Genomic DNA, 22,605 nt, shown 5'->3' with positions numbered 1-22,605 from the left:
AATCATATTAATATACTCTTTGCACTGCATATAATCTACAGTACAAACTGAGCAGGCTGTGAATGAATTGATTCATTTATGAGGCCGGGCCACAAAGGTGGCAGCAGATTATGACCAATATAACATCTGTGGGACAGTAGTTTACATTCCTTCTGCCGCAGGTGTTTTTTTATACCTCGGAGAAACATTGCAGGTGCCATAAGACCAAATAATAAAATGTTTTTGGAGGTATTTTTATGGAACAAATCAAGGAAAAAGAATTTCAAAATGATGAAAAGATAGCGATGAAGGTGTCAGGAGTAACCATTATGGTGAACTTGATTCTTTCGCTGCTAAAGCTGTTTGCTGGGATTTGGGCAAGGTCTGGGGCAATGGTTTCAGACGCTGTACATTCAGCATCAGACGTATTTAGTACATTTATTGTTATGATAGGAGTAAAGGTATCGAATCGGGCATCTGATTCTCACCATCAGTACGGTCATGAAAGACTGGAATGTGTTGCATCAATTATTTTGGCAGTCATCTTATTTGCTACAGGCATTGGAATCGGAATAAGCGGAATTCAGAATATTTTTTCATCTAAGACACTAGAGCTTCCAGGAAGATTAGCACTGGTAGCAGCAGTAATCTCTATTGTAGTTAAGGAATGGATGTTTTGGTTTACCAGGTCAGCGGCCAAAAAGATTAATTCAGGAGCATTAATGGCAGATGCTTGGCACCATCGTTCAGATGCATTTTCCTCTGTAGGAGCTTTTGTGGGTATTCTTGGCGCAAGATTGGGATTTCCTGTTTTAGATCCCATAGCAAGTATCGTAATTTGTTTCTTTATTGGGAAAGCATCTTTTGACATTTTTAAGGATGCAGTAGATAAGATGGTAGATGCATCTTGTGAACAGGAATTAATTGATAAAATGCAGGAGGTTGTTCTTGCACAAGAGGGTGTTGAAGGGGTTGATGAGATTAAAACCAGACTATTTGGAGCTAAAATTTATGTCGATGTGGAAATTGCTGCTAAAGGAGATTTGACATTAAATGAATCACATCAAATTGCAGAAAAGGTACACAATGCAATTGAAAAAGAATTTGTTACAGTAAAGCATTGCATGGTACATGTAAATCCAAAATAATATTTTTGATAGTGAAATGGTGGAAGCAGTTGGGTTGCTTCCACCATTTTATCATGAAATTTTACTGTAAGGCAGTAATCGTATCAAAGATATCTTTGTGCGCTTCAATTACGGAAGGAGAACCAACAACAATATAATTAGAGTGTTCATTTAACGTATATAAGTCTTTTACGAAGCCCTGGATATCTGTAGCACTGGTGCTTTTAATTTCATTCAGATATTTTATTTTATCAGCAGTAGTAATATTATTTAGTCTGCTGTGAATTGCTGATGTTGCACCTCCTAATTCGCCAGTGCTTGACCCAGCCGCAGCAGCATAGGTTGACATAATGTAGCTGTCTAAAATATCTTCCGTTAAGTAAGGAAGTATAGAGGTAAGGTATTCATCACTATTATTAATTACATTTAATGAATTTAAGTAGTCACAGTCACGATATGAGTAGACCAAATAGTTGGAAAAATCAAATTGTGCGCCTGCACCATAAGCCCCACCTTTTAAACGTATTTCAGGGATAAAAAGTAAATTGTTTAACATTGTTGCAAGTACATCATGCTTTCCTGTTTTAGTAATTCCATTTCCCAGTGGGGAAGAGTTAAACAGCACGTACTGAACGGAAGAATTAATAGTAAATGCTTCACGATCTGCTGGTACAGGCAAGGTATAGGAAGTATTTGCATAGGTCATTTGTGGTAAAGTATTTAAAAAACCTGGAAGGGTTGTTTGAAATGCCTTTGTAGATGCCATATCACCAGCAAATCCAACCGTTAATCTGGTTTTTGTGAATGCTTTTTTACGAACATCTTCCAATTTTGTCTGTAATGCTTTAGGATTAGAATTTAGTTCTTTTTCCAATGATATAACAAATTGATAATAATCTAATCCATTGAGGTAATTATAGTATTGACATAGTTTACTTGTTTTCGCAGCAGCACGCATTGCCATCAGGCTAAATGGATCAGAGAAGGTAGCAGCATAATCTGCTTTAATATAACTAATGGCACGTGCAGCATAGGTAGATGTCTTTGTTAAATCAGAATTTAATAAAACATCTGAGCTAAGGTCTAAGGTATTGGAATAGTTGTTGCTAAATCCAGTATAGTTTAATGTAAAGGAAGGATAAGCAGCTGTTCCAGTTAAGTTACCGTTATTGACAGACACATCCACATTAAATCCATATGTTTCAGATATCTGCTGATTCAAAACCTGGCTTTCTGTTCTGTTTTTCGTTGGCATTCCATAAGTTAGCATATCACTATAAAAATTCAGATACAATAACTCTTCTTTGGAAAGATGACTTTCATTAAAGTTCATAGTAATCTCACCAACTTCTGCTATATCTGCAAGAGCAGATATAAAACGGGCTCCATTTACAGTAGTATCAGTTACCTGATAATCCTTTACTTCTACAGGAATATCTTTTCCAGAGATTGCTCTCATTGAGGATAAAACGTCAGAGGATGTTTCCTGACTGTTCCAAGTGTTAAATGAGGAAGTAGATTTTACAAGGGCAGCCACTTCTTTTTTTGTCATAGAACTTTTCAGTTTTTTCAACTTTTTAGTTAGAGCAGCTTCCTCTTTTTCTAGTAATCCTGCTTTTGGAACAGTGGCTGTCAGGCATACAAGCTTATTTTTAACAAGATATTTATTAATAAGGTTTTCTAAATATTTAGTATCTAATTTCTTTTCAATAGATGTAAAATAACTTGTTATGTCAATTGTTGGATCACCAAAAATATTTTCGTAGAGACAAGCAGTCATTAAGGAATTTACGGCAACATTTCCTTCTGTTCCAAGAACATTCTGGAATTTCATAGAGGATATAACAGACTTGATTAATTCTTTGTCAATGCCATTTTTTACAGTGTTCTTTAATTCCTTCATAACCAAGTTATAAAATGCTTTCTTTTTAGAAGAATCCGCATTGGTTGCGATAAAGTGAATAACGGGCTGATAGGTATCACTGCTAATGGAAATGGAGTAGGATTCCGCAATTTTACTATTAACCAGAGCCTGTTTAAATTCACCAGTATCAGCATTTAATATACTTGCAATTAAGCTAAGTGCAGCGTAATTTGTAATTCCTAATTTCTTCAAATCTGAGGTTGCAAATACAAGGTCAATCACAGCTTGATTTTTCGTACTTGTGCCCTTTGCTGCTGGAAATGAAAAGGTCTTTTCCTTTAATTTTGAAAAGGCAGTTTGTGTCTGGCGTTTTATGGAAATTGTCTTTTTGCTGTAGTCAGACAGATAATTTGAATTCAGCATTTCTAAAAACGCTTTATAATCTACATCACCATATAAGACCATAATACTATTAGATGGATGATAGTATTTTTTGTAAGTTTTTAAGAATTCCTTGTATGTAAGCGTCAGGATATCCTTAGGAACTCCACCAGAGATGTTACCTTGATTGGTATCTGGGAAAATAGCCTTTTTTGCATATGAGACAGCAGTTGACTGAATATCTCCAAAATTCCCCTTCATTTCATTATATACAATGCCTGTTACGGAAATGGCAGATGATGACTTTTCCAATTCATAGCGCCATGCCTCTCGCTGAAAGATTTTTTCATCTTTTGCAACCAAAGGATGGTAAACAGAATCCATATAGATATCCGTCAGCTTCATGAGCTGCTTTTCACTTGCTGAACAGACTGGAAACATCGTCATGTTCTGCATGGTAAATGCATTGATAAAAGAAGTATAGGTTGTGTTGGCTACGTTAAAAATTAGATTATTTGTTGGATATTTTTCACTTCCACCAAGAAGAGAATGTTCAATAATATGGTTGGTACCCTTATCATTTTCAGCTGGTGTATTAAAGCCAACAGCAAAGCCACGGTTCAGATCGCTGTTTTGAATGACAAGCATTTTAGCTCCTGTTTTAACGTGGGTTAATAAAATATTAGTTGATTTTGTTGTAGTATCATATGTGATTTGTTGCACTGAAAAGCCAGAGATTACAGAACCTACATTTGGATTCTCAGTAGATGTGGTTGTAGATTCTGCTGCAAACAAAATGTCTGGAGAAAAAATAATGGTACCTTGCACAATTAGACATAATGCTAACAGAATCGATAGTAAACGTTTTTTCATTATAAGTAACCCTCCTTAAAAATAATAATAACAAATTTTATTATACCATGTAAATAATGGAAAATGCTTAAGTTATTATTAAAAAATCTTAAGAATAACAGATGGTTTTTGGATAGTAAAAAGTATTGCAAATTGTTTTTCACACTTTATCTATGATAAAATAAAAGGGTAAATATTAAATATAGGAGGTTTACAAAAATGAAAGCAAAGAGAAACAAGGTACTATCTTTTGTACTGACGCTGACACTTATTTGTAGTTTAATAGCTGTTGCTGGTGATATGGGCACCAGACCAGTTCAGGCAAGTAGTGGTTTTTCGTTTAGTACATCTGCAACATCATATTATGGTGGTTATAATATGAGTATTGCATTAGCCAATAACACTGGACAAGGAATTGAAAGCTGGCGGTTAGAGCTAAGTAAATCTGATTTTACCATCACCAGTATATGGTGTGCTAAAATATCAGAATCAGACAGCAGTTACATAATTCAGCCAGAATCATGGAATGCATGTATTTCTAATGGAAGTACAGTTTCATTTGGAATGCTGGGGTCAGGAACTATACCAGAAAATTATTCTTATGAACTGTACTATTCAATTGGCGGAGTGGAATACAATGCAGCACAATTAACAGTGACGCCGACACCGATCGTAGTAACGCCAACGCCAATAGTGGTGACACCAACACCGATCGTGGTGACACCAACACCAATCGTGGTAACGCCAACACCAGCAGTAACAGGTTTTAGACATGAATTAAATGTATCAACTGATATAGCAAGTGGCAGCTATACGTCTGATTTTACGGTAAATGGGTTTCATTTTATTATGGGAGGTGCTTCGTGGACAGTTGATTCCAGCAGCCGTACATTGGATGACATGAGTTTTACAAAACGTGCAAAGTCAGGTGGTAAAGGAACTACTACTAAGCGGGCGATCTCTTTTACTGCTACAGCAAAAGGAACACTTACGGTATATGCAATGAGTGGCGGAAGTACAAATCGTGCATTAACATTGAATTATAATGGTACAGATTTAGAAAGCTATGACACCCTGCCAAGTGTATTATCAAAATTGGTATATCAGATACCATCAGCAGGTACTTATGTGCTGTATCCATCTGTAGATAATGTAGGAATTTATTACATGAAAATTGAAGCGAATTCAACACCGACAGTAACACAGACTCCAGTAGTAACACCAACACCAGTAAGTTCCGCTATTCCTGCTGGAGCAAAGATTGTTGCCACAGATGGAAGTGGGGATTATAAAACGGTGCAGGCAGCAATTAGCAGTGTCACAAACAATTCAAGTTCAACTACTACTATTTATGTGAAGGCTGGAACTTATAAAGAAGTTGTAACAATTGATAGTGGCAAAAAGAATGTGCATATAATAGGTGAAAACCGTGATAAGACGATTATTACATATGACAACTATAATGGTAAGAGTAATGGAAGCGGAGGAACATACGGTACAGGCGGCAGTGCTTCTGTATTTATAAAAGGAAGCAATATAATTCTTGAAAATATTACAATATCAAATTCTTTTGTTGAACAAGGGAATAGTAATGAGCAGGCAGTAGCACTTAGCGCTACGGGAAGTCAGATTGCTTTTCATAATTGTAAGATTTCAGGCAATCAAGATACTCTTTTATGCGATGGCGGAACACAGTATTTTTATAAATGTCTGATTGAAGGAGACGTGGATTTTATATTTGGAAGAAGCCAGGCATATTTCGAGAATTGTGAAATTTGTTCATTAGACAGAGGAAGCAGCAGTAACAATGGTTATATTACAGCGGCAAGAACCAGTATTAATGAAACGTATGGATTCGTATTTGAAAGCTGCAAATTAACGAGGGAATCGGGAATGGCTGATAGCTCAGTTTATTTAGGAAGGCCATGGTGTCCAAGTGGAACCTCAGTAGATAAAGCAGCGGTTGCATATTTGAATTGTACCATGGAAGCACACATTAATTCAGTCGGTTGGACTTCCATGTCTGGAGTTTCTGCCTCACACGGAAGATTTTACGAATATAATAGTCAAGGAGCAGGAGCCAGGGTGTCTGGTACAAGAAAAGTATTGACAGCAAGCCAGGCTGCAAATTATACAAAATATAATGTATTAAAAGGCTGGACGCCTGTTTTCTAAAATATTAAATGTATCATATAAAAACTCCAGGAAAGAGTGTTTTTTACTTTTCTGGAGTTTATTAGATTGCAAGTGAGAAGTGAGTCATACCATTACGGAGTATATTTTATAAAAATAATAAACTTGACAAAAAACAAAAAATAATGCAAACTATGTAAATAATTGTACAATTATAATAAATTATTAACAAATGTAGGTTAAGATGAAAAAATTTTTATCAGTATGTTTAGTAGTAGCGGTTTTGCTAATTACTGCAAAAACGGAACAATGTAGTGCTTGGTTTCAACATTATAGATATGGAGATAGCGTTAATTATTGCACTAGTGATGAATGGATAACACAGTTGGGATATGATGGATATATTCAATTTGTTCCATCTCATGATTTTAGTGCTTTTGATGGTGCATTCATCAAGCAAGCATGTATTAATTACAAAAGAGATGGTAAAAGTGTAATAGGAGGAGCAAAATATACAGCAAAAGCTCCATCGTGGGTAGACGGTTCGACTTATTCTACGGATGTAAGTGTATGGGATCAAATAAGCTTGTTTGCTGATTCAACTGTTTTCTCATATAATTTTATACCATTTGCATAATACATATTTATATTTTTTACAGAAATAAAATTTAAGGACGCTATTTCAGGATTGAGATATAGCGTTCTTAAAAAGTAATTTTGAATATGAATGGTGGTGCTATTATTAAATATTTATTAGAGAAGTCTATATATATTATTATTATCAATGCTTTTATTAGTATTTTAGTGGTATTATTTTTTGCTAGTCTTGTTTATACCTATAAGATGATACAAATTCCTCCAGATGGCTTATCAACAAAGTATGTTTCCTTTAATATTAGGACAAATGATACTAATAATAAAATAAAAATTAATGAATTATTAGATACTATTGATGAGTTGAGTGCTCCTTTTTACTTAATGAAAGTTAATGAGAAACAAATTAGTGGTATATATTATACAAATAATAAAGAAATATCATTAGATTTAATTTCAGGACGTAATATGAATGAAAAAGATTTTTTAGAAGAAAAGAATGTAATATTAATTTCCGATGAATTAGTTGGACAATGTATTGAGGCAGAAGGAAAACAATATTATATTTATGATAATAAAAGCTTTGAAGTGATTGGTGTTTATAAAAAGCGTAAGAATAAAATTAATAAGGATTCTGTTGCTTATTATAATCTGAAGAGTGGTGCAATGTTACTTTCTGAAGAAATGGAGGGGAATTATTATTTTGATTGCGAAAATTGGAAGGAAATATTGTATAAAAATAAAGAATTACAGAATATTATAGAAATTAATAAATACGATGAAAAAGAACCATTTTTGACAATTCTGAACAGAACAATATCTGTCCAAAACACATCGTTTTCGGCTTTAATTTTAGTATTGCTCATGGTATTGCTGAATCTTATAAATGTAAATATATATTGGGTTGATGGAAGAAAAAAGGAAATTGCTGTGCGTAGGGTTGTGGGTGCAACTTCTTTTGAAATTATTAAAATGTTACTTTTTAACTATATTGGTTTGATATCTTTTTCTTATTTAATAGGATTACTAGTTGCATACATACTATCACATGTGAACATGCTGATATTTTCGGGATTTAGTTTTTCATTTTCAACAATATTTATTTCATATTTTTTATCCATTTTATTGGGGTTAATTACAATATGTATTATGCTTTTCAATAAAGATGCAAGAAAGAGTTTATTTAGCGTGAGGTGTTAGTGATGAATCAAATTGAGTATGCCTGTAGAGCTATAGCAAATAGTAAACGTACATTTATTTGCTTTGTTATTCAATTAATTGTTATTATCTACTTAATGACAGTAGCGTTTACAGACTTAAAAATATTATATAGTGGTATAAAAAAGATGGAAGGACTAAAAAGTGTAGATTTTTATGTGGCTACAGATTCAACAACAGATGAACGCATAAGTCGAATGTTTAGCAACGAAGATAATTCGGTCATTGGTTTAAAGACACTATTAGATAAAATATATAGTTATGATGATATGAATGGGTACACTGTTTTTGGCTATGATTTAAGTATACCAGCCAATGGAGGTGTTATAAATGAAAAGGTAGCAAGTAAAAATTTTTTTGATACATTTCATATTGGTGCTTATAAAGGTAGATTGTTCAGTAACGAAGATTTTACTTCAAACAATGACGTGATACCAGTAGTTATAGGGTTTAATTTAAGAAATCAATATAAAATAGGACAAGAGTATAAATTTAGTCATGGTGGCACTGGGATGCAGTACAGAGGAATTGTTGTAGGAATTTTAGATTATAATTCTTGTTATCCAGATTTGTATTATATTGGAATAAATAATAACTTAAATAATTCATTTTTTTTCCCCATGTCAGATGGTTTTATTAATAAATGTTTTAGTTTATCTGATTTTCATATGGCAATCGACTCTACTGTATTAATAACTGATAATTTATCAAATATAAAAAGTATAGAAAAATTTGGTAATAATATTGATTTACTAAATATTTCATATAAAATGTATAAGGAGTTTATGAGTGATTATATAAATCATGTATTACCGCAGATAATGTATGAATTTATGGTGGCGAGTATTATTTTTATTTTTGCGGTATCGGGAATGTCTGCAAGTCTTTCTTTGTACATTAGAAAAAATGTAAAAAATTATGCAATACATTTAATATGTGGGGCAAGAATTAGTGACTTAGTAAAACAATTGTTTTATCAAATTTTTATGGCAATGCTGATACCAATGATGTTTAGCGTGTATTTTTTTGGATTTGGTGAAAAATTTATATATTCAATAATAATAAGTACTTTAATCATTATTTTAACTGCTGTGTTGCCAGTTAAGTTACTGTATACGTGTAAAATAAGTCAATTGACTAGGAGGGATGAGTAATGGATGATTTTTTAATTGAAATGGAAGGTATTGAAAAATACTATGGTAAAAAAGAGAATCCAATACATGCAATAAGGGGAAGTAATTTGAAAATTTGTAAAGGAAGTATGATAGCTATTCAAGGTGTATCAGGATCTGGGAAATCGACTTTACTAAATATTTTGGGATTGCTAGATAGAAAAAGTGCTGGAAAATATAAGTTATTTGGTATAGATGTTGAACAATTGAATGAGAAAAAGAAAGCAGAAATGAGAAATTCAAAAATAGGGTTTGTGTTACAGGAGTTTGCATTGATAGAAAAATTGACTGTTATGGAGAACATAAGAATTCCTTTTTCGTATTCAAAAAAACATATGAAATGGAGATTACAAAATAAAATAGCTAGAGATATACTGGTGAAATTGGGAATAGAAGATAAGGAGAAAGAATTGGCGGCAAATCTGTCTGGTGGTCAAAGACAAAGAGTTGCTATAGCGAGAGCAATAGTAAATGATCCAGAATTAATCCTTGCTGACGAACCAACAGGTGCATTGGATACTATAACTTCAATGGAAATTATGAGCATTTTTAAAGCATTAAATCAGAGTGGAAAGACTATAATTATTGTAACTCATGATAATGAAGTGGCTCAATTTTGTAGCAAGATTTACAAAATGGTAGATGGAAAGTTGGAAGTATGCAATTAGAAGACAGTAACTTAAAATAATTATAAAAATTAAAAAGGGAGATAAAAATGAGTAAAAAAAAGAAAAAAGTATTAAGTATTGTAATAGGTGTTATTTTCTTGCTAATTTTATTTTTTCCATATAAGCATGAGATTTTAGAAGATGGAAATTCAGATGTATATTCATCACTAACGTATAAGATTGTAAATTGGTGTCATGAAACAGATATTCAATATGGAAAAGAAGTGTATTTTGAAACAAAAGTTTACTTTTTCCCTAACAATAGAAAAAGTAATGAAAAATTAAAACAAGAACATTATTCAAATAAATAGGCTAAAATTAAATGAGATATATGAAGGAAAGTATTATAATAAATAATATTAGCGTGCCTCTTATGGTAGATGCAAATAGACTTTGCTTGCCACAAGAGGCATTATTTTTAGAAAAATTCTAAAACTAGATATTGACATTAGAAATATATAAGTGTATATTATGTGTATTAATAGTATTGATACAGTTAATATACTGTACTAAAGGGAGGTGTAAAATGATATATATAGATTACAAAAATAGAAGTCCAATATATGAACAAGTAATTGCTGAATTTGAAAACCTCATTGTAAAAGGGGTTTTGCAGCCAGATGAAAAGCTGCCATCTGTTCGCTCATTAGCAATGGAATTGTCCATTAACCCCAATACCATACAGAGGGCGTATCACGAACTAGAACGAAATGGTTATATTTACACAGTAAAGGGGAAAGGAAATTTTGTGGCTGCCAAAGAAAACTTTATTCAGACAAAGCATGAGGAGTTGTGGAATTCTTTGCGGGGATTGATAAAGGATGCAAAGGGTGCTGGAATTTCCAAAGAAGAGATACGTCAGCGGATTGAATTATTTTTAAGGGAGGATGGAAGCAATGATTGAAGCAATAGCAGTAAGTAAAAGTTTTGATGATATAAAAGCAATTGATAGCGTAACGGCATCAATCAAGGAAGGCAGTGTATATGGACTGGTGGGAACAAATGGAGCTGGAAAAAGCACTTTTTTAAGAATGGTATGTGGAATTTATAAGCCAGATAGAGGAAATGTTATTGTAGATAATAGCGAGGTGTATGAGAATGAGTCTATAAAGAAACAAATCTTCTATATTTCAGATGATCAATTTTTCTTTAGTAATGCAACCCCAGATGATATGAAAAAATATTATCAGGTTATGTATGACACTTTTGATGGAGAACGATTTGATAAGCTGATCAAACAGTTTGAATTGAATCCAAAACGTAAAATTAATACTTTTTCTAAAGGAATGAAAAAGCAGGTTTCCATTATCTGTGGATTGTGTGCTACAACAAAATACTTATTATGCGATGAAACCTTTGATGGACTGGATCCTGTTATGAGGCAGGCAGTGAAGAGTATTTTAATTGGTGAAATTATGGAGAGGAATATGACTCCAATCATTGCATCTCATAGTTTGAGAGAACTGGAGGATATTTGTGAACATGTAGGTCTGCTTCACAAAGGTGGAATTTTGTTTTCAAGAGATCTGGATGATATGAAATTGAACATTCACAAATTACAGTGTGTATTTGCCAGTGAGGAAAGTGAAAAGCAGGTGCTGTCACAGCTGCAAGTAATGCATTATGATAAAAAAGGTTCGATCTGCTATTTGACTGTACGAGGGGAACTGGATCAAATTAGTCAATGTATGGAATCAGTAAATCCTGTTTTTTATGAAAGTGTCCAGTTATCTTTAGAAGAAATATTTATAAGTGAAACGGAGGTTCTTGGGTATGATATTAAAAAGCTCATTTTTTAAGATAATGAAGGAAGAAATGAAACGAAGGATATGGTCAATTGCATTAGCAATGTTTGTTTTATTCTTTACCTTTCCAGTAGCATGGATGGTCCTTCTGGAAAATGCAAGAATGGACGAGAAGCAGATAGATATTAGAAAGTTAGCTACTTTTTATCAATATCTGGGACCAGAAAACTACTTTATCTTAATTGTTGTAATTGTTGGGGCATTAATTTGTGGATTAAATGGATTTTGTTACATGCATTCAAAAAAGCAGGTGGATTTCTACCATAGTATGCCCGTTAAGCGGGAAAGGCTGTTCTTGATAAAATATGTGGCTGGAATACTTATATATGTAGTTCCATATGTGGTTAATATGCTGCTTGCATTTGGGGTATCTGCCATAAATGGTGTGTTAAGCCAGAAAGTAATTAGCTTAGGGCTGCAAATGTTTCTGGTACATTTTGTATTTTACCTATTGAACTATAGTATTATTATTCTTGCTGTATTGCTTACAGGAAATTTTGTTATAAATCTCTTGGGAGTAGCAGTGTTTCTCTTCTACGGACCGACTGCACAGATCCTGTTAGTTTCGCTAAAAGATACTTTTTATGAAACCTATTATTTTAATGCAAATTTCTTTGAATTTGCTGGAAACAACTCTCCACTTGTAGTATATGCAAAATATTTGCAGCAGTTTAATATAAAGCAATCAATGGATGTATTAAACATGACTCAACTGCTAATTATTTTTATTGTAACAGCTGGATTTGTAGTTTTGGATCTGATACTATATAAAAGGTTTGCGTCTGAACAGGCAGGAAAGGCGCTTGTATTTAAATGGTTTGAAACTATTATAAAAGTATTTGTTGTAGTACCAACTGGCTTAGGCTTTGCTTTGCTTTTTCAGATTATTTCATATACAAACAGCCTGGGCTGGTTTGTATTTGGCGGGCTGGTAGGATTTTTATTTGCTAATGCGGTGATGGAAATGGTTGTTAATATGGACTTTAGAAAAGCATTCGCACATAGGATACTGTGGGCTGTAAATGGAACTTTGATTTTTTTGGCATCCTGCATTTTCATTTTTGATTTAACCGGATTTGACTCATACTTACCAAAGGAAAGTAAAGTAGAAAGTGCAGCAGTGTATTTTGGTAATTTGGATAATGAAGGAACTATTGTAGATAAAGAAAAAGGTCATATTTCAACAGAAAAATATCAATTAATGCATATGAAGCTTACCGATGTAAAACCTGTTTTTGAGCTTATTAAAAGAAGTAAAATGGATTCAAGTGAATATCGGTACAATAGGTTAGTTGTGAAGTTTACGTTAAAAAATGGAAAAACAGTATATAGACAGTATCTGTTTGCTACTCTGGATAATCAGGATATGGTTGAAACTATATATGATACTCCAGAATATAGAGAAGGAAGTTCTTCTTTGTATTTAGATAGAAAGTGGAATACAATTTCCTTTCGAGATAATATACATGAGGACAAAGAAGTTCAGTTAAATGAGCAGCAGAAAAAAGAATTTTTATCTGTATTCAGGGAGGAACAAAAAGCGATGTCGCTGTCAGATAAAAAGAATAGTGTTCCAATCGGATATATTGCATTATATCAGCATGAGGAAGATGAAAGTAAATATTATAATACTATCTCTTTCAAGTGGGAGGAATATTCGGTTTATCCATCATACTCCCAATCTATACAGCTTTTGAATCAGTATATGCAGGAGGATCTTACGGTAGGGTTTCTTGACAAAAAAGTTGTTTCCGTAAAAGCTATTTACAATAAATTAGAAGAAAAAATTTATGAGGATACATCAGACAGTAAGGACGCAGATAAAGTTTATGAAATACATCCAGTTGAAAAGCTATATACGGAACAAAAGGATATTTCAGAATTTTTACCAAATTTGAAGCCAGGAAGTATGGCCAATATGGACGAATGGGCGACCTCGCTTAATCAGGACTTGTATTTTCAGGTAGAATATTATTTTAATGACAGGGATCAATATACGACAACGGAGACTTGCTATATGTTTACAGAGAATGTTCCGGATTTTGTAAAAAAAGATCTGGGGTACAGTCAGCAATAATGGAATAGTTGGAAGGTGCTATTATCAGTTTATTGGATAGTAGCACTTTTGTTGTATTAGTTGTGAAAATTTGATATAATAGCCAAGAATAATTAATTATACAGGGAGGATAACTATGGTTTGTAATAAGTGTGGGAGTGAAATTCCAGAGGGCTTCGAAGTTTGTTTTAACTGCGGAACTATAGTGAAGGAAAAGGAGACGCTTGAGTTTGAAGAACCCTTTCAATATTCAAGTTCAGGAATTGCAAGCGACACACAATTGAAGTTGGGTACATATGGAAAGCCAAAACGGCTTTGGATGATGTTTGGAATTTTGTTTTTGCTCATATGTCTTTCAGCAGGTTTTTTGGGCTATTACTATCGAATTATGCATACTTCGACAATTGATTGTGTAGACGAGGGACTGTATCATGATGTCGTAGAACAATTGGATGAAAAAAATTCAGAATCCTTTTACACAACGTACTTCATAAAGGATGGGGTAATTATATTTAATGATACAGATGTCGTGAAAACAATTAGAGAAGATAACGTGGCATCTTATCTGGATCGATGTGTTACGACTCAGGACCAGCAATTAATTGGGTTAGCAGTAAAATTAGAGATGCTTATCTTATCAAAACATATGTGTCGCTTTTTTTCTGAATTCAAAGAGATAGAAGAGAGTTTGAAAGACTGGGATGCTAGTGGCATGGAACGTTATGTAACTCAGGTAGAAGAGGAAGTTACTATTTTTAAAAATGCAAAAACGATAGAAGAGCTTCTAGAGCAAAACGATCAGTATGATAAACTAAATGATCAGTATGAAAAACTGCTGGAAGAATATAAGGATGGTTACGATAAGAACGTGAACAAATAAAATAGGAGAATAACTGAGTGCATATGACATTCAGTTATTCTCCTATTTACTTGAGTGATTTATCCAGTTGCAGTACGACTGCCCTCCAAATAAATCGAAAAGAGTGATCTATTAATTAAGCCAACTTATTTACAGCAAGTGATAAACGGGAAATTTTTCTTGAAGCAGTTTTCTTATGGAAAACACCTTTGCTAGAAGCTTTATCAATTTCAATTGTGGCTTGTTTTAAAGCAGCTGATGCAGCTTCCTTATCATTTGCAGCGATAGCAGCATCCACTTTTTTAATTATAGTTTTTACCTTTGATCTGATTGCTTTATTTCTAGCAGCCTTAGTTTGATTTACAAGAATTCTTTTCTTTGCTGATTTTATATTAGCCAATCCGAGCACCTCCAAAATTTTTTTAATTTTTCTTTTTCTTTTTTTGTTTCATTAAATCCGGACACGGACGTTCTAATGCAAACATACTATTATATCTTAGTACAAGCAAAATTATTTGTCAATATGTTTTCTTATAAGTTTTATAAAATTTACTATTTCTACTTTAGTAAGAAGGTGGTATACTGTAAGATGTAAATATTATGCGATAAATCAAAATTGTTTGTAAATGGAGGAGGCATAAAAGTGAAGGGAAAATGGATAAAAATTTTGATTTTGCTCTGTTTCATTGGTTGCTTTACAGGGTGTAAAAAAGAAGCAGATTCCAAGGTAACATCTATTCAGCAAAAGGAAGTAGTTGAAAAGGTGGAGGAAGAGGAAACAGAAGAGGCAGAAAACGCAGAAAACGCGAATGATAGTTTAGAACAAGAGATAAAGGGAAAAGAAACTTCTCAAAAGAAGGAAGAGATTTATCTGGAGGTTACTAATTCAAATCAATGGGAAAATGAAGCCGATCAATTTGTCCAGTTGGACTTAGGCATCGTCAATACTAGTACAGACAAGGTAAAGGACTGGAAAATCACAATTCCTGTTGGGGAAAGTACATACATTGAACAAAGCTGGTCTGGTAATTTCAGATTAGATAACAATACAATCGTTATTACATGCGTAGATTATAATCAGACAGTAGAACCATCAAATTCTATTACAATCGGCGCTATTTTAAAAAACGCTGGAATCATTTCAAAAGAAGAAATTATATTGGACTATGACCTGGAACAAGTGCCAGAGAGTGAAAAGAGTAAGTCATCGAACCAGAAGGGATCGGATACAAAGGAACAGGCAGTTGAGATTAAACAATTTGACGGTGTTCCAAAGGCAACCCAAGACGACTGGCTTTCTGTAAAAGGAAATAAAATTGTAGATAAATCAGGGAAGGAAGTTTGGCTTACTGGAGTAAACTGGTTTGGATATAATACTGGTACCAATCTTTTCGATGGAATATGGAATTCAGATTTGAATACATCGATTGAAGCGATTGCAGACCATGGCTTTAATCTAATCAGGATTCCTATGTCAAGTGAATTGATTTTAAAGTGGAAAGCGGGAGAATATCCGGCTGCTAATTATAACCATGCCACTAATTCCTATTTGGAAGGAATGAATAGCTTGGAGATATTTGACTACGTAATAGGCCAGTTCCGAAAAAATGGACTTAAAATTATGATTGATATTCATAGTGCAAAGACGGATTCTTCGGGACATATGTATAATATGTGGTATCGAGACGATATTTCCGAGCAGGATTTTATAGATTCTTTGTGCTGGCTGGCAAGGCGCTATAGAAAAGATGACACCATTCTGGCGTATGATTTGAAAAACGAACCTCATGGGAAGCCCAATGAAACACCAAAGGCTATATGGAATAGTTCCACAGATGCAGATAACTGGAAATACATTGCGGAAAAGACAGCAAAGGCAGTTTTGGATATTAACCCTAATGTTTTAATTATGGTAGAAGGAATCGAATGTTATCCGAAAGATTTAAAATCCAACGGTAATTTTCAGTCATTAAACAATGACGACTATTATTTTAACTGGTGGGGTGGAAACTTAAGAGGTGTAAAGGATTATCCAGTTGATTTGGGGAAATATCAGAATAAGCTGGTTTACTCACCACATGATTACGGGCCTTCTGTTTACCAGCAGCCATGGTTTGAAGGAGATTATACATTTGATAGTTTGTATGAAGACTGTTGGAAGGATAACTGGATGTTTATACAGGAGGAGAACATAGCACCACTTCTTGTTGGAGAGTGGGGAGGCTTTATGAAAGAGCCAAATCTGAAATGGATGACGTTTTTGAGAGAACTGATTAAAAAGAACCGGCTGAATCATACCTTCTGGTGTTTCAATGCCAATTCAGGAGATACGGGAGGACTGGTGCTGGACGACTTTACTACCTGGGATGAAGAAAAATACGAATTTGTGAAGGAAGTGCTTTGGCAGAAAAATGGTAAGTTTGTCGGATTAAATCACAAAATACCATTAGGGAAAAATGGAATTACTTTGTCAGAGTGATAATTTACTTAAAATTATAGACATAATAGACTAGAGAGAAAATAACAGGAGGCTACGTGATGATATTAATTAAAAATGGAAAAATAGTAGATCCCGCCAGCGGATTTTGCCAGGTGGGTGATTTGGCAATAGAGGATAGTAAAATTGTAGAGCTGGGAACAGGTCTGGATGAAAGTTTGTTTGATACAATTATAGACGCTAAGGGTATGACGGTAGCTCCTGGTTTCATAGATGTACACGTACATTTTCGTGATCCAGGTTATACCTATAAGGAAGATATACAGACAGGAGCCATGGCAGCTAAAAAGGGTGGATATACCACGGTAATTACCATGGCAAATACCAATCCGCCAGTGGATCATGTGGAAACATTACAATATATTTTAGAGGAAGGAAAGAAAACGGGAATCCATGTGCTGCCTGCTGCGTCTGTTTCAAAGGGGTTAAAGGGAGAAGAACTGGTAGAGATGGAGCAGCTGAAGCAGGCAGGAGCAGTTGGTTTTACAGATGATGGATTTCCTTTGTCAGATGAAAAATTAGTAGTGGCTGCTATGGAAGAAGCAAAACGTTTACAGCTTCCTCTAAGTTTTCATGAGGAAGATCCGACTTTCATTAAAAATGCAGGAGTGAATCAGGGTGCAGTGGCAAAGAAAATGGGTCTGGCGGGTGCAGCTAGTATTGCAGAAGATCTTTTGGTTGCCAGAGATGGCTTGCTGGCACTCCATACAGGGTGTACCATTAATATACAGCATATTAGTTCTAAAAATGCGGTAAAATTAGTCCGTCAGCTGAAGGAGATGGGGGCAAACATTTATGCCGAAGCAACACCTCATCATTTCTCACTAGATGAAACCGCCGTTCTGAAGTATCAAACATTAGCAAAAATGAACCCTCCGTTAAGGACAAAAGAGGATCAAGAGGAGATTATCAAAGGACTTCAGGATGGAACTATTGATCTGATTGCAACGGATCATGCCCCACACAGCAAAGAAGAGAAAGAGCGAGAATTTACGAAAGCACCAAGTGGGATTATCGGATTGGAGACAGCACTGGCATTAGGAATTACCAATCTTGTGAAAACGGGAAAGCTTACAATAAATGAGTTAATGGAAAAAATGAGTTTAAACCCATCTCGTTTGTATCATTTAAATAAAGGAACAATCCAAATAGGAGCAGATGCGGATATAGTGCTATTTTCTGAAGATAAGACCGTTGTTGTAAAGGAATTTGTTTCAAAGGCTGATAATTCACCATTTATAGGACAAACCTTATATGGTAAGGTGGAATATACCATATGTCAGGGACGTATTGTATATCAGGCTGAATAGAAGAAAAATTAGTACATTTTCTGCACAAACTAATTAATGTAGGGGTACAAATATTTAATAGGAAGGAAGGTGAATATTTTACGTGCAGAGTCTGTATTAAAATAAAAAAATAAAAGGAGAAGTAGTATGTTAAAATTAAGAAAGAATCACATGAAACAAGTAAGCTTTGTATTAGTGCTTACACTTTTGTTAACCGCTGGTATTCTTCCAGCACCGAAGGTCTTTGCAGCAGCGATTGGTGTTACCGATAATGGTTCCTATGTCGTTGTAAATACAGGCGCTGGATTAATTTACACCATTAATAAAGCAAATGGGGATATGACCTCATGCAAAATGAATGGCACAGAGCTTACTGGCACAAAGCCATCTCATATAAATTCCGGATTGGGGACTGCCACTGTAACTTGGGGCAAATCACCATCTGGTGCAACTGTTTTGATTACAGTTTCTACGGATACACTGACACATTACTATGTATCTCGCGCAGGCCAGAATATTATTTATATGGCAACTTACATATCTGCTGAACCATCAATTGGCTGTCTGCGGTATATTTTCCGTGGCAAGGGAAGTGTTTTAACAAATGTTCCAGTTGAGTCCAATATCAGAGGGGCATCCGGTTTGGAGGGTGGTCCCGATGTATTTGCTTTTTCAAATGGAAAAACAGCTTCAAAATATTATGGAAATGACCAGGCAAAGGATATGACCATAAAAGGATGTACAGGAAATGGAGTTGGCGTGTTTATGGCGTATGGAAGTCGTGAAACATGTATAGGAGGTCCATTTTTCCGTGACATTCAGTTCCAGTCTGGTACAGATACCGAAATCTATAATGTAATGAATCATGCAGAAGGGCAAACAGAGGAGTTTCGTATGGGCTTATATGGTCCGTATGCCTATGTTTTTACAGATGGTTCAACACCAGAAATTCCTGATTTTAGCTGGATGTCTGGTTTGAATTTAAAAGGCTGGGTTTCAAGCAGAGGAGCTTTTGCAATTGTGGGACTTTCTGGAATGGATTCCAATTATAAGTATACCTATGGGTTTGCTAACTCTACAGCACAGTACTGGGCAGATGCATCATCATCAGGTTTTGCAAAATGCACGAATATGAAACCTGGTACTTATACCATGACAGTATATAAAGGTGAACTTAGTGTTTATACTGAGCAGGTAACCATTACTGCCAATCAGACCACGATGCTGCATACACGTACCATTAGTAATGATCCTGCCAATACGTCGGCGATTTGGAGAATTGGTAAGTGGGATGGTACACCACTTGAGTTTTTAAATGGAAGTAATATTTCAATTATGCATCCTTCGGATGTCCGTAATGCAAGTTGGGGTCCTGTTACATATACAGTAGGAAGCAGCAGTACTGGACAATTTCCAGCAGTACAATTCCGCGGGGCAAATAGTCCGACAACAATTAAATTCAGTATGAATTCTTCTCAGGCGGCAGCAGCTCATACATTGAATATTGGAATTACGACTGCCTATAACAATGGACGCCCAAGTGTAACAATTAATGGTCACACACTAAGTCTGAAAAGTGCATCTAGCCAACCAAAGTCGCGTACTTTGACAGTTGGTACTTACCGTGGGAACAATGCTGTTTTTTCATGGAGTGTTCCAGCTTCTTATTTTGTAAATGGCACAAATACCATCACCATCACACCAATCAGCGGTAATAGTGACCTGGGAACGTATTTAAGTGCCTCTTATGCATATGACTGTGTAGAATTAGCGAATTAGAGAATTAGAAATCCTCTCTTGCATTTTAATATAAGATATGGTAATCTAATTGTTATATTAGAAAGGCAAAGAAAGAGACTGACATTTATTGCATTTACAGATAGCCAGGGATTGTATGTCGCAGACTGAAAGCATACAAGGGGTAAAAGATAAGTGGAGGAACACTCTGGAGCTTGTGCATTGAAGGAAGAGTAGGTGCATGCGTTACACGCGTTAAGTGTTTGAGAGGAAAAGCAAAAGGCTTTTCAATGCGGGTGGTACCGCGGGTTTTGAATTCCCGTCCCTAAGGAGGATTAGTTTTGTAGTTCTTCTTAGGGACTTTTTTATGTGATAGGAAATTGCACCACATTTCCTATCACATAAAAAGCACCCTAAAAAACAGGGTGCAGGAGGATGCACACTTGTGGGTAAGGAATATTGTGGCGAAAGGACAGCCACCCCCACTCGGCGCGGCAAAGTGTGTGTTCCTTATAGCTGATTAAAACCGTGAGAGTGTGTGGAACACCAACTTTGTTATATGATAGAAAAAGGAGGGTTTGAAAATGGCAAATATTATTTCTGATGAAACAATTGAATATGTTGGTATTTTGGCAAAGCTGGAGCTTTCTGACGCAGAAAAGGAGCAGGCAAAAAAAGATATGGGAAGTATGCTTGACTATATTGATAAATTGAATGAGCTGGATACAACTGGCGTAGAGCCTATGTCCCATGTATTCCCTGTTCATAATGTATTTCGTGAGGATGTAATTGTTAACGGCGATCAGCGGGATATAGTTCTGGCAAATGCTCCAGAAGAGAAAGAAGGATGCTTTAAGGTTCCTAAGACAGTGGAGTAAGAGAAAACGTAGGAGGTGTGTTTCAGTGAGTTTAATGAGTTTAACGGCTGTAGAATTAGGCAAAAAGATAAAGGCAAAGGAAATCAGTGTTGTAGAAGCTACAAAAGCGGCACTGGATCAAATTGAAAAATTAGAGAAGAAACTGAACAGCTTTGTGACTGTGGACGCAGAAGGTGCTTTAAAAAGAGCAGAAGAGGTTCAGAAGCTGATCGATGACGGAACATTAACTAGTCCATTAGCAGGAGTACCTGTTGCCATAAAGGATAATATGTGTACCGAAGGTTTATTAACCACTTGCAGCTCGAAAATATTAGGCAATTATAAGCCAGTTTTTTCAGCAGAAGCAGTATTGAATTTAGAAAGAGCAGGAGCTGTTGTTATAGGAAAAACCAACATGGATGAGTTTGCCATGGGTAGTACAACAGAAACTTCTGCATTTGGTGAAACAAAGAATCCATGGAATACGGATCATGTTCCAGGTGGTTCATCTGGTGGTTCTTGTGCAGCTGTAGCAGCTGAGGAGTGTGCCTATGCATTAGGTTCCGATACAGGTGGATCCATTCGGCAACCAAGCTCTTTTTGCGGTGTTACAGGGATTAAGCCGACATATGGCACAGTGTCACGTTATGGATTGATTGCCTATGGTTCTTCACTGGATCAAATCGGACCAGTAGCAAAGGATGTAACAGATTGTGCCACAATTTTAGAGGCAATTGCATCTTATGATCCCAAGGACAGCACGTCAGTAAAAAGAGAAGAGTATGATTTTACATCTGCTTTGGTAGATGATGTAAAGGGAATGAAAATAGGAATTCCAAAAGATTATTTTATGGAAGGACTGGATCATGAAGTAAAGGAAGCTATTTTAAATGCTGCTAAAAAGTTAGAAGAAAAGGGTGCAGTGATAGAAGAATTTGATTTAAGCTTAGTGGAGTATGCAATACCAGCGTACTATGTAATTGCATCCGCAGAGGCAAGTTCAAATCTTTCCCGTTTTGATGGTATTAAATATGGATACCGAACAGAAGAATTTGAAGGACTTCACAGTATGTATAAAAAATCACGTTCAGAAGGCTTTGGGGCAGAGGTAAAACGTAGAATTATGCTCGGTTCTTTTGTATTAAGCAGTGGTTATTATGATGCGTATTATTTGAAAGCCTTAAGAACAAAGGCACTGATTAAGAAAGCATTTGATCATGCTTTTGAAAAATATGACGTGATTTTAGGACCAGCCGCTCCAACAACAGCCCCTAAACTGGGAGATAGCTTATCCGATCCGATTAAAATGTATTTAGGCGATATTTATACAATATCGGTTAATCTGGCAGGACTTCCAGGAATCAGTGTACCATGTGGTAAAGACTCCAAAGGCTTGCCAATTGGATTACAGCTTATTGGAGACTGCTTTAAGGAAAAAAATATTATCCGGGCAGCCTATAGTTTTGAGCAGACAAGAAAATATGAGAGTCCAGACATTGCTTTGCAGTAACAAATAG

At 35.1% G+C, this 22,605-nt stretch carries 18 protein-coding genes and 1 riboswitch; of the genes, 16 read left to right on the top strand and 2 right to left on the bottom strand.

The annotated features are described in order from the left end of the window. The first annotated feature begins 37 nt into the window (after positions 1-37). A riboswitch (NiCo riboswitch) is annotated at positions 38-139 on the top strand. 97 nt (positions 140-236) lie between these two features. Further along, positions 237-1,127, top strand: coding sequence for a cation diffusion facilitator family transporter (locus BM305_RS16510; protein ID WP_092563373.1), 891 nt, complete (start codon positions 237-239; stop codon positions 1,125-1,127). 61 nt (positions 1,128-1,188) lie between these two features. Here the strand turns inward: BM305_RS16510 and BM305_RS16505 are convergent, their stop codons facing one another. Beyond that, complete coding sequence (locus BM305_RS16505; RefSeq protein ID WP_092563370.1) at positions 1,189-4,224, bottom strand: insulinase family protein; 3,036 nt, start codon at positions 4,222-4,224, stop codon at positions 1,189-1,191. A 198-nt stretch (positions 4,225-4,422) separates the two neighbouring features. Between BM305_RS16505 and BM305_RS16500 the strand changes: the two genes are divergently transcribed. The 10 genes from BM305_RS16500 to BM305_RS16455 all read left to right on the top strand — a co-directional run bounded on the left by BM305_RS16500 (position 4,423) and on the right by BM305_RS16455 (position 14,729). Next, the gene (locus BM305_RS16500; protein ID WP_092563367.1) at positions 4,423-6,378 is read left to right on the top strand and encodes a pectinesterase family protein; all 1,956 of its coding nucleotides are present in this window, start codon (positions 4,423-4,425) and stop codon (positions 6,376-6,378) included. A gap of 202 nt (positions 6,379-6,580) precedes the next feature. Next, positions 6,581-6,973, top strand: coding sequence for a hypothetical protein (locus BM305_RS16495; protein WP_092563364.1), 393 nt, complete (start codon positions 6,581-6,583; stop codon positions 6,971-6,973). A gap of 86 nt (positions 6,974-7,059) precedes the next feature. Continuing rightward, the gene (locus BM305_RS16490) at positions 7,060-8,130 is read left to right on the top strand and encodes an ABC transporter permease (RefSeq protein WP_092563361.1); all 1,071 of its coding nucleotides are present in this window, start codon (positions 7,060-7,062) and stop codon (positions 8,128-8,130) included. Positions 8,131-8,132: 2 nt separating this feature from the next. Next, a complete protein-coding gene (locus BM305_RS16485) occupies positions 8,133-9,302 on the top strand; it encodes a hypothetical protein (RefSeq protein ID WP_092563358.1) in 1,170 nt (389 codons plus the stop codon). Then, the gene (locus BM305_RS16480) at positions 9,302-9,988 is read left to right on the top strand and encodes an ABC transporter ATP-binding protein (protein ID WP_092563355.1); all 687 of its coding nucleotides are present in this window, start codon (positions 9,302-9,304) and stop codon (positions 9,986-9,988) included. The genes BM305_RS16485 and BM305_RS16480 overlap by 1 nt, the downstream gene beginning before the upstream one ends. A gap of 47 nt (positions 9,989-10,035) precedes the next feature. Next, on the top strand, positions 10,036-10,299 hold the full coding sequence (locus BM305_RS16475) for a hypothetical protein (protein WP_092563352.1): 264 nt from the start codon (positions 10,036-10,038) through the stop codon (positions 10,297-10,299). A gap of 215 nt (positions 10,300-10,514) precedes the next feature. Further along, positions 10,515-10,892, top strand: a complete 378-nt coding sequence (locus tag BM305_RS16470) for a GntR family transcriptional regulator (RefSeq protein WP_092563349.1) — start codon at positions 10,515-10,517, stop codon at positions 10,890-10,892. Further along, positions 10,885-11,787, top strand: a complete 903-nt coding sequence (locus BM305_RS16465) for an ABC transporter ATP-binding protein (protein ID WP_092563345.1) — start codon at positions 10,885-10,887, stop codon at positions 11,785-11,787. Before BM305_RS16470 ends, BM305_RS16465 begins: the two co-directional genes overlap by 8 nt. Then, positions 11,762-13,870 carry a DUF6449 domain-containing protein gene (locus BM305_RS16460; RefSeq protein WP_092563342.1) on the top strand — a complete coding sequence of 703 codons (2,109 nt, stop codon included), beginning with the start codon at positions 11,762-11,764 and terminating at the stop codon, positions 13,868-13,870. The genes BM305_RS16465 and BM305_RS16460 overlap by 26 nt, the downstream gene beginning before the upstream one ends. Before the next feature lie 115 nt (positions 13,871-13,985). Beyond that, a complete protein-coding gene (locus BM305_RS16455) occupies positions 13,986-14,729 on the top strand; it encodes a zinc ribbon domain-containing protein (protein ID WP_092563339.1) in 744 nt (247 codons plus the stop codon). 115 nt (positions 14,730-14,844) lie between these two features. On the opposite strand, the gene rpsT is transcribed toward BM305_RS16455, so the two are convergent. Beyond that, positions 14,845-15,108 (bottom strand): 30S ribosomal protein S20, encoded by a 264-nt coding sequence (gene rpsT, locus BM305_RS16450; protein ID WP_092563336.1) that lies wholly within the window; start codon positions 15,106-15,108, stop codon positions 14,845-14,847. A 243-nt stretch (positions 15,109-15,351) separates the two neighbouring features. Between rpsT and BM305_RS16445 the strand changes: the two genes are divergently transcribed. From BM305_RS16445 to gatA, 5 genes are all read left to right on the top strand, one after another. Continuing rightward, positions 15,352-17,187 carry a cellulase family glycosylhydrolase gene (locus BM305_RS16445; protein WP_177214778.1) on the top strand — a complete coding sequence of 612 codons (1,836 nt, stop codon included), beginning with the start codon at positions 15,352-15,354 and terminating at the stop codon, positions 17,185-17,187. Between the two features lie 59 nt (positions 17,188-17,246). Next, a complete protein-coding gene (locus BM305_RS16440; RefSeq protein ID WP_177214777.1) occupies positions 17,247-18,515 on the top strand; it encodes a dihydroorotase in 1,269 nt (422 codons plus the stop codon). 126 nt (positions 18,516-18,641) lie between these two features. Next, positions 18,642-20,273, top strand: a complete 1,632-nt coding sequence (locus BM305_RS16435; RefSeq protein ID WP_207649507.1) for a rhamnogalacturonan lyase B N-terminal domain-containing protein — start codon at positions 18,642-18,644, stop codon at positions 20,271-20,273. A 542-nt stretch (positions 20,274-20,815) separates the two neighbouring features. After that, complete coding sequence (gene gatC, locus BM305_RS16430) at positions 20,816-21,109, top strand: Asp-tRNA(Asn)/Glu-tRNA(Gln) amidotransferase subunit GatC (protein WP_092563330.1); 294 nt, start codon at positions 20,816-20,818, stop codon at positions 21,107-21,109. A gap of 25 nt (positions 21,110-21,134) precedes the next feature. Next, positions 21,135-22,598, top strand: a complete 1,464-nt coding sequence (gene gatA / locus BM305_RS16425) for an Asp-tRNA(Asn)/Glu-tRNA(Gln) amidotransferase subunit GatA (RefSeq protein WP_092563327.1) — start codon at positions 21,135-21,137, stop codon at positions 22,596-22,598. Positions 22,599-22,605: the final 7 nt, after the last annotated feature.

The organism is Anaeromicropila populeti (assembly GCF_900112775.1).
Classification (GTDB): Bacteria; Bacillota; Clostridia; order Lachnospirales; family Lachnospiraceae; genus Anaeromicropila_A; species Anaeromicropila_A populeti.
The sequence above is the reverse complement of the archived record's forward strand: the minus strand, read 5'-3'. Positions and strand labels throughout refer to the sequence as shown.

Bases quoted from the DNA above. Each gene is read 5' to 3' on its own strand.
- BM305_RS16510 (WP_092563373.1), top strand. From the start codon at position 237: ATGGAACAAATCAAGGAAAAAGAATTTCAAAATGATGAAAAGATAGCG.
- BM305_RS16440 (WP_177214777.1), top strand. From the start codon at position 17,247: ATGATATTAATTAAAAATGGAAAAATAGTAGATCCCGCCAGCGGATTT.
- gatC (WP_092563330.1), top strand. From the start codon at position 20,816: ATGGCAAATATTATTTCTGATGAAACAATTGAATATGTTGGTATTTTG.
- BM305_RS16475 (WP_092563352.1), top strand. From the start codon at position 10,036: ATGAGTAAAAAAAAGAAAAAAGTATTAAGTATTGTAATAGGTGTTATT.
- BM305_RS16480 (WP_092563355.1), top strand. From the start codon at position 9,302: ATGGATGATTTTTTAATTGAAATGGAAGGTATTGAAAAATACTATGGT.
- BM305_RS16460 (WP_092563342.1), top strand. From the start codon at position 11,762: ATGATATTAAAAAGCTCATTTTTTAAGATAATGAAGGAAGAAATGAAA.
- BM305_RS16490 (WP_092563361.1), top strand. From the start codon at position 7,060: ATGAATGGTGGTGCTATTATTAAATATTTATTAGAGAAGTCTATATAT.
- BM305_RS16435 (WP_207649507.1), top strand. From the start codon at position 18,642: ATGTTAAAATTAAGAAAGAATCACATGAAACAAGTAAGCTTTGTATTA.
- BM305_RS16500 (WP_092563367.1), top strand. From the start codon at position 4,423: ATGAAAGCAAAGAGAAACAAGGTACTATCTTTTGTACTGACGCTGACA.
- BM305_RS16505 (WP_092563370.1), bottom strand. From the start codon at position 4,224: ATGAAAAAACGTTTACTATCGATTCTGTTAGCATTATGTCTAATTGTG.
- BM305_RS16485 (WP_092563358.1), top strand. From the start codon at position 8,133: ATGAATCAAATTGAGTATGCCTGTAGAGCTATAGCAAATAGTAAACGT.
- BM305_RS16495 (WP_092563364.1), top strand. From the start codon at position 6,581: ATGAAAAAATTTTTATCAGTATGTTTAGTAGTAGCGGTTTTGCTAATT.
- BM305_RS16455 (WP_092563339.1), top strand. From the start codon at position 13,986: ATGGTTTGTAATAAGTGTGGGAGTGAAATTCCAGAGGGCTTCGAAGTT.
- BM305_RS16465 (WP_092563345.1), top strand. From the start codon at position 10,885: ATGATTGAAGCAATAGCAGTAAGTAAAAGTTTTGATGATATAAAAGCA.
- BM305_RS16470 (WP_092563349.1), top strand. From the start codon at position 10,515: ATGATATATATAGATTACAAAAATAGAAGTCCAATATATGAACAAGTA.